The following is a 14,975-nucleotide window of genomic DNA, read 5'->3' as shown; positions in this document are numbered from 1 at the left end:
TAATCCCTTCTTCGTTTCTCAGACGTTCAGCGCGGGCGTCACCTGGCCCCGGCAGTCGCCGAAGCCGATGGAGACATAGCCGTCGGCCGCGGCGCGGCCGGCCAGGATCAGCTCATCGCCGTCGGCCAGGAAGGTGCGCGTCTCGCCGTTGGGCAGGGTGATGGGCGCCTTGCCGCCCCGCGTCAGCTCCAGCAGGCTGCCCACGCCGCTGTCATCGGGGGTGGAGATGGTGCCGGTGCCCAGCAGGTCGCCGGGGTTCAGGTCGCAGCCGTTGCAGGTGTGGTGCGCCACCAGCTGCGCCGCCGTCCAATAGAGGTTGGTGGCGGGGCCAGTACCCAGGCGGTGCGGGGCCTGCTTGTCCTCGCGCATCTTGGGCGTGCGGATCAGCACCGACAGCTCGATGCCATAGGCGCCGCGCTCCTGGTCCGTCTCATCCCACAGATAGGGCAGGGGCTTGGGATCATCGGCGGCCCGGGCCGGCTGACGGGTGCGGAAGGGGGCCAGCGCCTCCGCCGTGATGATCCAGGGCGACACGGTGGTGAGGAAGTTCTTGGCCAGGAAGGGGCCCAGCGGCTGGTATTCCCAGGCCTGCAGGTCGCGGGCCGACCAGTCGTTCAGCAGGCAAAGGCCGGCGATGTGGCTGTCGGCCGCACCGATGGCGATGGGCGTGCCCAGCTCATTGCCCGGGCCGATCCAGATGCCCAGCTCCAGTTCCAGGTCCAGGCGCTGACTTGGGCCGAAGGTCGGCGCGTCGGCATCGGGCGCCTTGCGCTGCCCATTGGGCCGGCGCACATCCGCCCCGGTCACGCGCACGGAAGAGGCGCGGCCGTGATAGCCGATGGGCACATGCTTGTAGTTGGGCAGCAGCGGGTTGTCCGGGCGGAACTGCCGGCCGACGTTCAGGGCATGGTGGATGCCGGCGTAGAAGTCGGTGTAACCGCCGATGGCCGTGGGCAGGTGCAGGGTGCAGTCCACCGCGTGGTAAAGCAAACCTTCCACGATGCCCTGGTCATCGCTGCCGGTGGCCAGCAGCTGCGACAGCCGGCGGCGCAGGGCCCGGCGTGGGCCTGCCCCCAGGGCCAGCAGCGGGTTCAGCGTGCGCCCGCTGGCGGCGATGGCCGCGTCCAGCGCGTCGCCCGTCAGCAGGCCGGACCGGCCGGCCTTGGCCAAATCCAGCACCCAGTCGCCGATGGCGACACCGCCGCGCGGCGCCTCGTTCCGGGTGCTGAACACGCCCAGGGGCAGGTTCTGGATGGGGAAGTCGGCGTGGCCGTTGGCGCTGCTGACCCAGCTGGTCAGGGCCGGGTTGTGCGTTTCATCGATCAAGGGAATGTTCATCGCGGCAGCTCGGCCTTGGTGAAGCCCGCCCAGCAGTCATCATAGTCCAACTGCATCAGCGGGGTCTCGGTGGCGAAACGGGTGGGTCGGATGACCCAGCGGCTTTCGAACATGAAGGCCATGGTGTTCTCGATCTTATGCGGCTTCAGGTCGGCCGCCACCGCGCGCTCGTAACTGGTGCGGTCGGGGCCGTGGCCGCTCATGCAATTGTGCAGCGAGGCGCCGCCGGGGGCGAAGCCGCCGGCCTTGGCGTCATACTGGCCATGGATCAGGCCCATGAACTCATTCATGACGTTGCGATGGAACCAGGGCGGCCGGAACGTGTCCTCCGCCACCATCCAGCGCGGCGGGAAGATGACGAAGTCGCAATTCGCCGTGCCGGCGATTTCCGATGGCGCCGTCAGCACCGTGAAGATCGACGGATCCGGATGGTCGTAGGACACGGTGTTGATGGTGTTGAACCGCGCCAGGTCGTACTTGTAGGGCGCCAGGTTGCCATGCCAGGCCACCACGTCCAGCGGGCTGTGGTCCAGGGTGGTGGCCCACAGGCGGCCCTGGAACTTCTGCACCACTTCGGTCGCCTCATCCACGTCCTCGAACCAGGCGACGGGGGTCAGGAAGTCGCGCGGGTTGGCCAGGCCGTTGGCCCCGATGGGGCCCAGGTCGGGCAGATTGAACGGCGCGCCGTAGTTCTCGCAGACATAGCCCCGGGCGGTGCCATCCGGCAGCAGGACGCGGAAACGCACGCCGCGCGGCACCACGGCGATTTCGCCCGGCGCCACCTCCAGCCGGCCCAGCTCCGTTTCCAGGCGCAGGCGGCCCAGCTGCGGCACCAGCAGCAGTTCGCCATCCGCGTTGTAAAACACCCTTGCCGCCATGGGCTGGTTGGCGGCGTAGAGGTGGATGGCGATGCCGTTGTTGGTACCCACGTCGCCGTTGCCGCCATAGCTCACCAGCCCGTCGACGAAGTCGGTCGGCGCGTCGGGCAGGGGCAGGGGATCCCAGCGCAGGCGGTTGGGCGTGGGCGGCACCTCATCGAACGGGCCGGACCGCAGCAGGCTGGCCCGCCCATATGCCGTGAAGGGCGCATGGCTGGCGGTGGGGCGCAGGCGGTACAGCCAGGACCGGCGGTTCTCATTGCGGGGGGCGGTGAAGGCGCTGCCCGACAACTGCTCGGCATACAGGCCGAAGGGCACCTTCTGCGGCGAGTTGCGGCCCACGGGCAGGGCGCCAGGCACCGCCTCGGTCGCAAAGCTGTTACCGAAGCCGCTCATCATGTCAAAGGGCGCGTTGTCTCGGATGCTGTCCTGGGTCATGGCCGCTGCCTCCACCAGATCGTTTCATTTGAAACGATATAAGGGGCGATGTCCGCCGCTTGTCAAATGGATAAACGCCGCCGGTTCCAGGATCCGATCCAGGTTATCCGCCGGCTTCCGTGAAAACCTTTCAATCGCGCTGGCGGAACCCGGCAGGCCTGAAAAGGTTTCGCGGCCCAAATACCATCGGTGAAAGGAGTCACCGGAAATGGAAAAGATCAGATCGGCAGGGCGGTGGTGTATTTCACCTGGCTGAGCGCGAAGTGCGAGGCGGCGGCGGCCACGGCCGGGTGGGCCAGCAGCTCGCGCATCAGGAAGCGTTCGTAGCTGGCGACGTCGGCCACCACCACCCGCATCAGATAATCCCATTCGCCCGACATGCTGTGGCAGTCCATGATCTCGCCGCGTGTCTGGATGAAAGCCTCGAATTCCTGCCTGTCCTTGGTGGCGTGGCTTTTCATGCGCAGCTGGCACATGACGCTGACGCCCCGGCCCACCTTGGCGGCGTCGACCAGGCGAACGGCGGCGCCCAGGATGCCGGCCCCCTCCAGTGCCTTGATGCGCCGCCAGCATGAGGCCGGGGAGGCGCCCACCTCCTCCGCCAGGGCGGCATGGCTCAGGCTGGCATCGCGTTGCAGCGCGCGCAGGATGCGGTGGTCGATTTCATCGAACTGATCAATCTCTTTCATTTTTCCCAATCCGGCGAAATGCGCTTCCCATATTGGGTTCCCATGGCGCGTCAATGAAAAGACATTGTCACAGATTTCGCATAAAATCATTCAGCAACGATAGGGGTGCCGCCGCTGGGGGCGGATCCAGCCCCGCCCATAAGGGAGTCTCCACGATGTCCGCCCCGACGCCTTTCGACGCGCTGACGCCGCAGCCCGCCGATGTCCTGTTGTCCCTGATTGCCCTGTACCGCGACGATCCGCGGCCCAAGAAGCTGGACCTAGGCGTGGGCGTCTATCGCGACGACACGGGCGCCACGCCGGTGATGCGCGCCGTCAAGGCGGCCGAGGGCCGGTTGCTGGAGACGCAGGGCAGCAAGAGCTACCTGGGGCCCGAGGGGGACATCCGCTATACCGAGCTGCTGCAGCCCATCGTCTTCGGCAAGACCATGCCAGCCGACACGATGGTGGGGGTGCAGACGCCCGGCGGTACCGGCGCCCTGCGCCTGGCGGCGGAACTGGTGAACGCCGCCCAGAAGAATGCCAAGCGGCCTGGGGCCAAGGTCTGGCTGGGCACCCCCACCTGGCCTAATCATGCGCCCATCATGACCTCCGCCGGCCTGACCGTGGCCACGTACCGCTATTACGACCAGGCGACGCAGACCATCCTGTTCGATGAGATGATGTCGGCCCTGAAGGGTGCTGACGCCGGCGACGTGGTGCTGCTGCACGGCTGCTGCCACAACCCCGTCGGTGCCGACCTGGATCAGGCCCAGTGGCGGGCGGTGGCTGAGGTGGTGGCCGAGCGCGGCCTGATCCCCCTCATCGATCTCGCCTATCAGGGCCTGGGCGACGGGCTGGAAGAGGATGCCGCCGGCGCCCGCCTGGTATTGGACGCCGCCCCGGACGCCCTGGTGGCCTATTCCTGCGACAAGAACTTCGGGCTTTACCGGGAACGCGTGGGCGCCCTCTACGCCAAGGGCGGCACGCCCGCGCGCACCGCGCTGATGCGTTCCAACATCCTGCTGCTGGCCCGCGTCAACTGGTCCATGCCGCCCGACCACGGTGGCGCCCTGGTGCGCGTCATCCTGGATGACGCCGGCCTGACCGCCGAGTGGCGGGCGGAACTGGACGCCATGCGCACCCGCATCAACCAAGTGCGCCAGGCCTTGGCCGCCGGTGACGCCTGGCTGGCCCCGTTGGGGTGCCAGCGGGGCATGTTCTCGCTGCTGCCCCTGTCGCCGGAGCAGGTGGGCCTGCTGCGCCGCGACCATGCCGTCTACATGGTGGGCAACGGTCGCGCCAACCTGGCCGGCCTGACGCTGGCCACCGTGCCGCAGTTCATCGACGCCCTGCGGGCCGTCCGTTGAGCGACGCGCCCGCGCCGGGCGGCATCCGCCCGCGGCTGACCCGGACGCCGGCCGGGGTGCGCTTGTGCGCGATGGCGGAACTGGCGCCGCTCAGCGCCCGCAACTTCGTGCTGGAGATCCAGGGCGAGCGCTTCCATGGCTTCGTGGTGCGGCGGGGGGAGGCGGTCACCGGCTATATCGACCGCTGCCCCCATGCCGGCGTGCCCCTGGCCTTCACCCTGGACGACTATCTCGCCCAGGACCTGACCGGTCGTGACGTCATCCGCTGCAGCTGGCACAGCGCCCTGTTCGACATCGACACGGGGCGTTGCGTCGCGGGCCCATGCCCCGGCCAGGGGCTGCTGTCCTGGCCGGTGACGGTGCGCGACGGGTTCATCGAGACGGCCTAGCGGCCTGCCGTCAGGCGGTCTTGCGCGCTGGCGAGCTTTCACCGCCGGCCACACCTGTATCGCTGGGGGCCTGCAGTTCGCGCAGGCGTCGGCGCCAGGCGTCGGCGATCTGCACGTCCAGCCCGCTGCGCTCCGGTGTCCAGCCCAGGATGCGGCGGGCTTGCGTGGCGTCGCCGACCAGGGACGGCGGATCGCCCGGCCTGCGGGGGCCGACGTGCCAGGGGATGGGCAGTCCGGTCACCCGCTCCGCCGCCTCCATGACCTCGCGCACGGAATAGCCGTTGCCGTTGCCCAGGTTCAAGGCCATGGATGGGCCGTCGTCCAGCAGGTGTCTCAGCGCCAGAATGTGGGCCTGGGCCAGGTCGCTGACGTGGATGTAATCGCGGATGCAGGTGCCGTCCGGCGTAGGATAGTCGGCGCCATTGACTGTCAGCCCGTCTTTGCGACCCAGCGCCGCGTCCAGCACGTTGGGGATCAGGTGCGGCTCAGGGTCGTGGTTCTCCCCCAAATCGCCGTCCGGATCGGCGCCGGCCGCGTTGAAATAGCGCAGGACGACGGCGCGCAGGCCCCAGGCGGGTTCGCAGTCGGCGATGATGCGCTCCATCATCTGCTTGCTGGCGCCATAGGGGTTGATGGGCGCCTGGGGATGGCCCTCCGTGATCGGCACCCGTTGCGGCACGCCATAGACGGCGCAGGTGCTGGAGAAGACCAGATTGGTGACGCCGGCGTCGCGCATGGCCTCCAGCAGGCCGACGGAGCCGGAGACGTTGTTGCGGTAATACAGCAGCGGGTCGCTGACGGATTCGCCCACATGGGCATAGGCCGCGAAATGCATGACGGCGCAGGGATCATAGTCGCGCAGCACGGCGGTCAGCCGGTCCACATCGCCGATGTCGCCCACCTCCAGCGGGCCGTACAGCACGGCCTGCTGGGGACCGCGGCTGAGATTGTCATAAGTGACGGGGCTGAACCCCGCCTCGGCCAGCGCCTTGCAGGCGTGGCTGCCGATGAAACCGGCGCCGCCGGTCACCACAACGGTGTCGCTCATAGCCTATTCCCTTCACAGTCTTCTCCCCGACAACCCGGGGGGCTTTTGATGGGTCCGCGATAAATCGGGGGGCGGATCAGGAGGCGGGGTGCGGTTGCATCCCCTCCTCAACCGGCGGCTTTTCCATCGGGGTCGCGGCCCGCCGGGCGAAAAAACGGCACAAGGCCCGGATCTCCTCACCGGCGACGAAGGTCTCGTCGGGCAGGGCCAGCAGGCGCCGCCGCTTGCGTTCGTACTCCTCGACCGTCAGATCCTGGAAGAAGCGGACCATGGTCTCTTCCAGCGGCTGCTCGAAGCCCCAGCCCACATCGTGGCGGCGCACCAGGCGGTCGACCTCGAACCCTTGGACGCTGAGGCAGGGCACGCCGAAATAGCCCGCCTCGTAGAAGCGGTTGGGCAGCAGCCAGCGTGAATTGTGCTCGGTGTTTTCCAGGTCCAGCGCCCAGGCGAAATCCACGCCGGCGTACATGTCGGCCAATTCGCCCGGGTGGTCGTAGCGGCCGCCGTAAACGATGTTGGGGCAGGACTCCAGCGTCTTGAAAAAGCGCTTCTCATCCACCGTGGTCAGCACACCGCGAAAACGGATCTGCAGCCGGTCGGGCAGGCGCTGGGCCAGGCGGTGCATCAGGTCCACCGTCTGCTCCCCCCGGATCAGGCCGAAATAGCCGATGACCCAGGGACGGTGCGGCGGCATCAGGGGCTTGGTCCCAGCGGGCTGGGCTTTGGGCTGGGCTTCGGACGCCACCGCGGCGGCGGGCTTGGGCCGTTCCGGCAGGCCGACACGAGGCAGCTTGTTCTCCACCAGCAGCCAGGGGCCCCGGAACTTCTGCGTGGGCGCGTAATAATGCCGATGGAAGCCGGGGGAGGACAGCACCAGCAGCTTCACCTGGGTCAGGCACAGGCGTTCCACCAGGCGCAGCAGGAAAGAGCGCAGGCCATGGGCCACGAACATGGGCTGGATATCCAGCACCTCGTAGGCCACCTCCGCCCGCCGGCTGATGAACAGCTTCATGACCAGGGCCAGCAGCAACTGGTCGATGTTGCGGGCGTACAGGATGGTGGCGTCGGTCAGGCGCGGGCGGTGGCGGAAGATGACGCGCAGGGCGCCCGCCAGCGCCTGCAGGCGATGGGCGTACTTGCCATCCACGGTCCGCCCCAGCAGCACGTGGGGCCAGGGCGGCCGATAGCCGCTGTTGTACCGCTCGCGTTCAAACCCCAGGACCAGGACGGGCAGGCCGTTATCCAGGAATTCCCGCACCCGTTTGATGGTGCTGACGTCGGTGACGTCCTGGGTCAGGAACACCACGCCGGCCTTGTCTGCCGAAGGGGCGCCGGGGCCGACGCGCTGGGCCATCCAATCGCCCAGGACATCGCCGCCGGGCATGCCGCCCTGCGGCGCAGCGGCGGCGTCGGTGGGTGAAACGGCAGCGGTGGCAGCCTGACTATTGTCCATCAATGCTGCACTGGGAATTCTTGACGGCACGGAGCGTCCCCATTAGCGGCCAATGCGAAGTAATTCATCATGAACCTGGGCGGATTTTCCGTGCTGTGACAAAACAGGGCCGCCTTATCATTAAAGGGCATATGCCTTTTTTCCGTTGGGGTAGCCCCTGTGACTGAAATGGGGCAGATAAAGCACCCCCGGTCACAGGTTGGTCACTGGCGGGTTTGACGCCGGGCTTGTTTGATTTCAACCACGACATCAGCGGGTTCATGTGCCCGAACCACCTGTTCATAACGCTGCGGCGCCGGACGGGCCTCCAGGCACCCCCGATCCCGCCGCCGATCAACCGACCGGAGTGACCAAGGCCGTGGCCGCGCACACCCCCCAGTCCCAATCGCATCCGTCCGGGCGCCCCGTGCAGCCGCCGCCGGTTTTCGGTGGGTTTTCCGGGGAAGAGGCGCCCGCTCGTCCGGCCATCACGGAGGGTGAGGCGGGCGAGCGCCGTTTTGACCATGTGGCCATCACCTCGGTCTTCGGCGATCCCGCCCATCCCCGCACATGGTCGGGTGCCCCCCGCAACCTGGGCGTGGCCCTGGAAAAGCTGGGCGTGACGGTGGAGGGCTTCCATCCCCACCTGTCCAAGACCTTCAAGATGGGCTTGGCCGCGCGCCACGTGATGGGCGGCTACGGCAGGCTCATGACGTCGGAGCAGCTGTACCGCGCGGCCCCCGCCCGGCGCCATCTGGCCCGTCAGCTGGCGGCCAAGGCGGCGGAGCGCGGCACCCGCCACATCATCCACACCGGCGCACTCGACCTGCCGGCGGTGGAGGCGCAGGCCACGGCCGATCCCATGGCCGACCGGGCGCACCGTGTCCACCACTACCTTTATTGCGATCACACCTGGGCGCTGGCGGCGGAGCATCGCCCCGACATCGCCGGCTACAGCGCCCGCGCGCTGGAAGCTTATGAGGAGCTGGAGCGGCGGTCGCTGCACTGCGTCGACCACATCTTCACCTTCGGCCGCTATGTGCGCGACCACATCATCAGCCATTACGGCGTGCCGGCGGCGCGGGTGACGGCGGTCGGCTCGGGCATGGGCGACATCAAGCCCTACATCGGGCCCAAGGATTACGCCAAGCCCAAGCTGCTGTTCGTCTGCAAGCACCTGTTCCGGGAAAAGGGCGGCGAGCTGGTCATCGAGGCCTTCCAGCAGGCGGTGCTGCGCCGGCCGGACCTGACCCTGACCATCGTGGCCGACCCCTCGGTGCGTGACCGGGTGCCGGAGCATCCGGCCATCGACTTCCGCTCCGCCTTGCCATGGGCTGAGCTGCAGGAGCTGTACCGCCGCTCTTCCCTGCTGGTGCAGCCCATGCTGAACGACCCCTGGGGCCAAGTGTATCTGGAAGCGCTGATCTCCCGCACCCCCGTGCTGGGCTTGCGCCGCAACGGCCTGCCCGAGATCAGCGGTGACGGCCGCTACGGCTTCCTGGCGTCGCGCGCCGACCCCCAGGTGCTGGCCGATCTCATCATCCATGCCGTGTCCGACCCCCAGCGCCTGGCCGTCATGGGCGCCCGGGGCCAGAACCACGTGCTGGAAACCTACACCTGGGACCGTGTCGCCCGCGCCGTGCTGTTCCCGTGAGGGACGGGCGCGCCGGCCGGTCGCCAGGACAAGGGGCGTCTAGAACAAGGGAAAGAAGCGCCCCCGCGAACAACAACCCTGAAGAACAGAACTCCCAAGATTTTGCTGAAAGCAGCGATCAACCCTTTGATGAACGGAGCAGCGTATGTCGAATAGAACCGCGTTGATCACCGGTATCACCGGCCAGGACGGGTCTTACCTGGCCTCGTTCCTGTTGGCCCGTGGTTATGTGGTCCACGGCCTCAAGCGCCGTTCGTCGTCCATCAACACCGACCGGCTGGATCACATCTACCGCGATCGCCATGAGGGCGGCTTCGAGTTCTCGCTGCACTACGGCGACATGACGGACAGCATGGTGCTGACCCGCCTGATCGCCGAGACGCGGCCGACCGAAATCTACAACCTGGCCGCCATGAGCCACGTGGCCGTCAGCTTTGAGATGCCGGAATACACCGCCAATGTGGACGCCACCGGCACCCTGCGTCTGCTGGAGGCGGTGCGGTCGCTGAAGATGCAGGACGATGTCCGCTTCTACCAGGCGTCCACCTCCGAACTCTACGGCGGCATCAGCAGCGAGCCGTTGTCGGAGACGACGCCCTTCCATCCGCGCAGCCCGTACGCGGTGGCCAAGATGTACGGCTACTGGATCACGGTGAACTACCGTGAGGCGTACAACATGCATGCCTCCAACGGCATCCTGTTCAACCATGAATCGCCGGAGCGCGGCGAGACCTTCGTCACCCGCAAGATCAGCCGCGCCGTGGCCGCCATTGAGCGCGGCCTGCAGAACTGCCTGTACCTGGGCAACCTGGAAGCCCGCCGCGACTGGGGCCATGCCCGCGACTATGTCGAGGGCATGTGGCTGATGATGCAGCAGGACAAGCCCGACGACTACGTACTGGCCACCGGCGAGGCCCATTCGGTGCGCGAGTTTGTGGAACTGGCCTTCCACTGCATCGGCCGTCCGCTGGTGTGGCGCGGCGAAGGCGTCAACGAGCGCGGCTACTGCCGCCGCACCGGCAAGGTGCTGGTGGCGGTTGACCCGGCCTACTACCGCCCGGCCGAGGTGGACTTCCTGCTGGGCGACCCGACCAAGGCCAAGACGGTCCTGGGCTGGGAGCACAAGATCGCCTTCGAGGAACTGGTGTTCGAGATGGTGAACGCCGACCGCGCTCTTCTGGATCGCACCCCCGTCAAGCAGTGGGAAGGACAGCACGATGCACAAGCCCCCTTACGAGCTGCGCAATAAGCGCGTCTGGGTCGCGGGTCACCGCGGCCTGGTGGGCTCCGCCCTGGTGCGGCGGCTGGAGCGGGAGGGATGTGATGTCCTGACTGTCGGCCGCCACCACTGTGACCTGCGCAACAGCGGCCAGGTGGACAAGTGGATGAAGGACCTGCGTCCGGACGCCGTCTTCCTGGCGGCGGCCCATGTCGGCGGCATCCATGCCAATGACACCCGGCCGGCCGAGTTCATCTACGACAACCTGATGATCGAGGCGAACATCATCGACAGCGCCCACCGCTCCGGCGTGGAGAAGCTGTTGTTCCTCGGTTCCTCCTGCATCTATCCGCGGATGGCGCCCCAGCCCATCCCGGAAGAGGCGCTGCTGACCGGCCCGCTGGAGCCGACCAACCAGTGGTACGCCATCGCCAAGATCGCAGGCATCAAGCTGTGCCAGGCCTACCGCCGCCAGTACGGCTGCGACTTCACCTCGGTCATGCCGACCAACCTGTACGGTCCCGGCGACAACTTCGACCTGATGGGCAGCCATGTGGTGCCGGCCTTGATGGTCAAGGCGCACAAGGCCAAGCAGGAAGGCGCCAAGACCTTGGAAATCTGGGGCAGCGGCACGCCCTTGCGCGAACTGCTGTTCGTCGATGACGCCGCCGACGGCATGGTCTTCGTCATGAAGCACTATTCCGAAGAGGAGCCGTTGAACCTGGGCAGCAGCCAGGAGGTTTCCATCGCCGAGCTGGCGGAACGGATCTGCCGGGTGGTTGGTTTCCAGGGCCAGATCGTCCACGACCGCAGCAAGCCCGACGGCACGCCGCGCAAGATCATGGACAATGGCCGTCTGGAGGCCCTGGGCTGGCGGGCGCCGACGTCGATCGACGACGGCCTTGCCCAGACCTACCGCTGGTATGTGGAAAATATCGGCTCCGTCCGGGGCGCGCCGGTGGTCCATGCCTGATAGCGATGATTCTCGGGTGCCGGCTCTCCCCAGCGCCCGGGGCGTCGCCACCAATGCCCGGTCCGGCGATTGCCCTCGCCGGGCCGGGCATTGGTTCCACCCCAACAACGGCGGTCCGTGCTTCAGGGCCGCCGGTGAGAGGTGTTAATGCGTGATCGGAATGGCGATCTGAATACCGCGCACCTGATCGATGACATCGGCCGCCGGGCGACCCGCGGGGGCACGGTCATGCTGGGGGCCCAGGTGGTGAAGCTGGTGGCCCAGTTCGGATCCGTCATCGTGCTGGCGCGCGTGCTGGCGCCGGAGGAATTCGGCCTCATCGCCATGGTCGGCGCCATGACCGCCCTGTTCGAGATCGTGAAGGAACTGGGCCTGTCCGCCGCCACCATGCAGAAGACGGACATCACCCACGAACAGGTCAGCGCCCTGTTCTGGATCAACACCGGCGCCGGCTGTCTCATCGCCGCCTGTCTGGCCCTGGGCGCGCCCGCCATCGCGCGCTTCTACGGGCAGCCGGACCTGGAAGCGGTCACCCGCTGGCTGGCCCTGGGCTTCGTCATGAGCGGCGCCACGGTCCAGCACTGGGCCCTGCTGCGCCGGCAGATGCGTTTCTCCGCCATCGCCATCGCCGAAACGGGCAGTGAGTTGATGGCCTTCGTCGTCGCCGTGGTCCTGGCCTTCCAGGGCTGGGGCCACTGGGCCCTGGTGGCGCAACGCCTGGCCGCCCCGCTGCTGGTCATGACCGGCTGCTGGTTGTTGTGCCGATGGCGGCCGTCGCTGCCCCGGCGGACGCCGGGCATACCGGAACTGCTGGGCTTCGGCCTGTCGGTCTCGGGATGCGGTATCCTGGCCACCCTGGCCCGCAGCATCGATCAGATCCTGGTGGGGCGATTGTTCGGCGCCGCGACCCTGGGGCTATACGAACGCGCCGCGCGTCTGGTGCTGGTGCCCATCAACAGCATCAACGCGCCGCTCTATTCCGTGGCCATGCCGGCCCTCAGCCGCCTGGTGGATGAGCCGCAGCGCTTTCGCCGGGCGTTCGGTGTCCTGATCGAGCGGGTGGCCATGGTCACCATGCCGGCCGCCGCCGGTGCCGCCGTGGCCTCCGACTGGGTGACCAACCTGCTGTTCGGCCCGAAGTGGGAGGCGATGTCCCCCCTCATCACCTGTTTCGCCCTGGTGGCAGCGGTGCAGCCGACGCTGATGACGGCCGGCCTGATCTACCTGCCCCAGGGACGGTCGCGCGACCTGCTGCGCTCCACCGCCATCGACGTGGCCCTGGCCATCGCCTCCTTCGTCGCCGGCATCCCCTATGGCGCCGTGGGTGTGGCGGGGGCCTATGCCGCCATCGGCCTGGTCATACGTTTGCCGGTTTGCTTCTACCTGGCGGCGGGGCAGGGGCCGGTGACCCAGCGCGATCTATACCTGCGCATCACGCCCTCGGTGGTGGCGTCGCTGGCCGTGGCCGGCGTCGTCTGGATCTTGAGGAACGGCGTGATGCCTGAGAGCCTGCTGGCGGCGCCCTTGGTGGCCCTGGCGGTGGCCGCGGTGGTGGGCATGCTCACCGCCGGGGTCGCCTTCCTGCTGATGCGGCCAAGCCGGGATGCCATGACCAGCGTGGTCCGGTCTCTATTCTCCCGGCACCCGCCGCAGCCGGTAACGACGACCTTCGCCGAGGAGGTGGCTGAATGATCCCCGGTGCGCTGAGGCGCGGCGCGAAGCAACTGGTTCGCACCGTCTGTCCCACGCCGATGATGCTGTGGCTTGAACACAAGTATTTCGAGCATTTCGGTGAAGCCGAAATCCGCCTGGTACGCCATCTTTGCGAGCCCGGGCGCGACGCCATCGACGTGGGCGCCAACGAAGGCTGTTACATCCACTTCATGCGGCCCCATGCCCGGCGCGTGTACGCCTTCGAGCCGGTGCCCTGGCTGGCGGAGCGCCTGGCCGCCAAGTTCGGTGACGACGTGGTGGTTTACCCCACGGCTCTGTCGCAAACCTCGGGTATGGCGCAACTGCACATCCCCGTGGTGGCGGGACAGCCGGAAACCGGCTTGTCCACCCTGTCGCCTACCGCGCTGGCCGACCAGCCGGCGCAACGCGAGCTGAAGGTGACCTCCTCCCCCCTCGACGCCGTCTATTCCGGCGACGTCGCCTTCATCAAGATCGACGTGGAGGGGCATGAGGAGGCGGTGCTGGAAGGCAGCCGGGAAACCATCGCCCGTTCCCGTCCCCGCATCCTGGTGGAGATCGAGGAACGGCACGCCCGCGGTTCCATCGACCGCATCGCCCGTTTCTTCGACGCCATCGATTACCAGGGCTATTTCCTCTACCACAACAAGCTGCGCACCCTGGACGATTTCGACGTGGCCACCATGCAGCGGCCGGAAGACATCCAGGACTACCGTCCCGGCCTGGCCCGCAGCCAGTTCGCCGACTATGTGAACAACTTCCTGTTCCTGCCCCGCCAGGAATCCCCCGGTACCCTGGCCAATATCGCGGCCGAGCTGGCGCAAGAGTAGCGGCCCGCGGCGGCCGGCGTTCGCGCTTAGGTTGACAAGAACAAAGAAAGAACGTACGGTGCTCTTCCAGCAACAGGGAGGGCGAACATGGATGGTTGGCAGCGGCGTTACCGCCTCAGCACCGGCCCCGGCGGCCTGGGCCTCAACTGCACGGACGAGGGCTTGGCCCTGGCCGGCGTGCCCCTGCTGGCCAAGGGCGCCGGCGGCTTCCAGGCCCGCCCGGCGGCCGAGGTGGCGGTGTTGCTCAAGCGCGCCTATGCCGGCGCTGAACCGGACGCCGCCGTGCTGCCCGGCCTCACTAAGATCGCCGACGCGCTGAACCGGGGCGACCTGGCCCAGGCCATGATCCGCGCCGTGCATTTGCGCCTGCCCGAGCTGGACTGGGACGCCGCCGTCCGCCTGGCGCGGGCCAACGACAACTTGGCGAAGTACAGCCCGGACCAGCCGCGCGACTGGCATGGGCGGTGGGCGAGTGGAGGTGGGGCATCGCCGGAACCCGTCAAGGTTAAGCAGATGGAAGCCGGGGGTGCGCCGAATAAGCCTTCCATCCTACCCGAAGACAAGAACTCGCAAAATGCGCGGAAAGTATGCGGGCAATATCCTATATATGAAAATAGGATACTTAGTCAGGCTGACGCCAAGAAGATGTTTGATGAAGAATTGGGGAACATGTTGAGGTCTGGCCTTATTTCAAAACAAGATTTTGATAGGTTTTCCTTTGTTCCGTGGTTCGCGGCGACTACGAGAAAAATGAATGATCCGTTGCTATCAGGATCAATGCGGGCCGCCCTTTCGCAAGCCAACGGATTGACGGGTGGATTCGTCGCCGGTGGGCTAACCGACCCGCGAACCAATACGTCGAAGATTTATATGTCTGCAGCCGCTGGCGCCGTAATACCAGGGCTGGGAAAGACTGATGCTAGACGGACTATGCAGTATGTGCTTCGGCAAGAGTTATTTCATCAGCAGCACGGTGGAACCTGTGCGGGTGATGAAGAATGCTGCGCCGACGCTTTCGCAATTGCTAACATGCCGGAGAAGTGATT

Annotated in this window: 13 protein-coding genes; 8 read left to right on the top strand and 5 right to left on the bottom strand. The window is 67.0% G+C overall.

Going from position 1 to position 14,975, the window contains the following annotated elements:
* Window positions 1-18: 18 nt before the first annotated feature.
* From fahA to FBZ88_RS01815, 3 genes are all read right to left on the bottom strand, one after another.
* Window positions 19-1,326, bottom strand: a complete 1,308-nt coding sequence (gene fahA / locus FBZ88_RS01825; protein ID WP_246138450.1) for a fumarylacetoacetase — start codon at window positions 1,324-1,326, stop codon at window positions 19-21.
* A gap of 8 nt (window positions 1,327-1,334) precedes the next feature.
* The gene (hmgA, locus tag FBZ88_RS01820) at window positions 1,335-2,654 is read right to left on the bottom strand and encodes a homogentisate 1,2-dioxygenase (protein ID WP_246138449.1); all 1,320 of its coding nucleotides are present in this window, start codon (window positions 2,652-2,654) and stop codon (window positions 1,335-1,337) included.
* Between the two features lie 218 nt (window positions 2,655-2,872).
* Window positions 2,873-3,343: an Lrp/AsnC family transcriptional regulator gene (locus FBZ88_RS01815; RefSeq protein ID WP_088873059.1), complete on the bottom strand. Its 471-nt coding sequence runs from the start codon at window positions 3,341-3,343 to the stop codon at window positions 2,873-2,875.
* Window positions 3,344-3,498: 155 nt separating this feature from the next.
* Between FBZ88_RS01815 and FBZ88_RS01810 the strand changes: the two genes are divergently transcribed.
* Together FBZ88_RS01810 and FBZ88_RS01805 are read left to right on the top strand one after the other, a co-directional pair.
* Window positions 3,499-4,692: an amino acid aminotransferase gene (locus tag FBZ88_RS01810; protein ID WP_145615129.1), complete on the top strand. Its 1,194-nt coding sequence runs from the start codon at window positions 3,499-3,501 to the stop codon at window positions 4,690-4,692.
* A complete protein-coding gene (locus FBZ88_RS01805; RefSeq protein ID WP_211102469.1) occupies window positions 4,689-5,081 on the top strand; it encodes a Rieske (2Fe-2S) protein in 393 nt (130 codons plus the stop codon). Before FBZ88_RS01810 ends, FBZ88_RS01805 begins: the two co-directional genes overlap by 4 nt.
* Window positions 5,082-5,091: 10 nt before the next feature.
* Here the strand turns inward: FBZ88_RS01805 and galE are convergent, their stop codons facing one another.
* Window positions 5,092-6,129 (bottom strand): UDP-glucose 4-epimerase GalE, encoded by a 1,038-nt coding sequence (gene galE, locus FBZ88_RS01800; RefSeq protein WP_145615128.1) that lies wholly within the window; start codon window positions 6,127-6,129, stop codon window positions 5,092-5,094.
* Window positions 6,130-6,205: 76 nt separating this feature from the next.
* On the bottom strand, window positions 6,206-7,582 hold the full coding sequence (locus tag FBZ88_RS01795) for a glycosyltransferase family protein (protein ID WP_145615127.1): 1,377 nt from the start codon (window positions 7,580-7,582) through the stop codon (window positions 6,206-6,208).
* Between the two features lie 358 nt (window positions 7,583-7,940).
* Between FBZ88_RS01795 and FBZ88_RS01790 the strand changes: the two genes are divergently transcribed.
* The 6 genes from FBZ88_RS01790 (at window position 7,941) to FBZ88_RS01765 (ending at window position 14,973) form a co-directional block, all read left to right on the top strand.
* Complete coding sequence (locus FBZ88_RS01790) at window positions 7,941-9,215, top strand: glycosyltransferase family 4 protein (RefSeq protein WP_145615126.1); 1,275 nt, start codon at window positions 7,941-7,943, stop codon at window positions 9,213-9,215.
* 145 nt (window positions 9,216-9,360) lie between these two features.
* Window positions 9,361-10,464: a GDP-mannose 4,6-dehydratase gene (gene gmd / locus FBZ88_RS01785; RefSeq protein ID WP_145615125.1), complete on the top strand. Its 1,104-nt coding sequence runs from the start codon at window positions 9,361-9,363 to the stop codon at window positions 10,462-10,464.
* On the top strand, window positions 10,433-11,407 hold the full coding sequence (fcl, locus tag FBZ88_RS01780) for a GDP-L-fucose synthase (protein ID WP_145615124.1): 975 nt from the start codon (window positions 10,433-10,435) through the stop codon (window positions 11,405-11,407). The genes gmd and fcl overlap by 32 nt, the downstream gene beginning before the upstream one ends.
* A gap of 147 nt (window positions 11,408-11,554) precedes the next feature.
* Window positions 11,555-13,099: a lipopolysaccharide biosynthesis protein gene (locus tag FBZ88_RS01775; RefSeq protein WP_145615123.1), complete on the top strand. Its 1,545-nt coding sequence runs from the start codon at window positions 11,555-11,557 to the stop codon at window positions 13,097-13,099.
* Window positions 13,096-13,929 carry an FkbM family methyltransferase gene (locus tag FBZ88_RS01770; RefSeq protein WP_088873068.1) on the top strand — a complete coding sequence of 278 codons (834 nt, stop codon included), beginning with the start codon at window positions 13,096-13,098 and terminating at the stop codon, window positions 13,927-13,929. Before FBZ88_RS01775 ends, FBZ88_RS01770 begins: the two co-directional genes overlap by 4 nt.
* Window positions 13,930-14,016: 87 nt before the next feature.
* Window positions 14,017-14,973 carry a hypothetical protein gene (locus tag FBZ88_RS01765; RefSeq protein WP_145615122.1) on the top strand — a complete coding sequence of 319 codons (957 nt, stop codon included), beginning with the start codon at window positions 14,017-14,019 and terminating at the stop codon, window positions 14,971-14,973.
* The last annotated feature ends 2 nt before the right edge of the window (window positions 14,974-14,975 follow it).

This window comes from Nitrospirillum bahiense, from assembly GCF_007828025.1.
In the GTDB taxonomy this organism is placed as follows: domain Bacteria; phylum Pseudomonadota; class Alphaproteobacteria; order Azospirillales; family Azospirillaceae; genus Nitrospirillum; species Nitrospirillum amazonense.
Note: the sequence above shows the minus strand (reverse complement) of the source record. Positions and strands in the feature narration are given on the sequence as shown.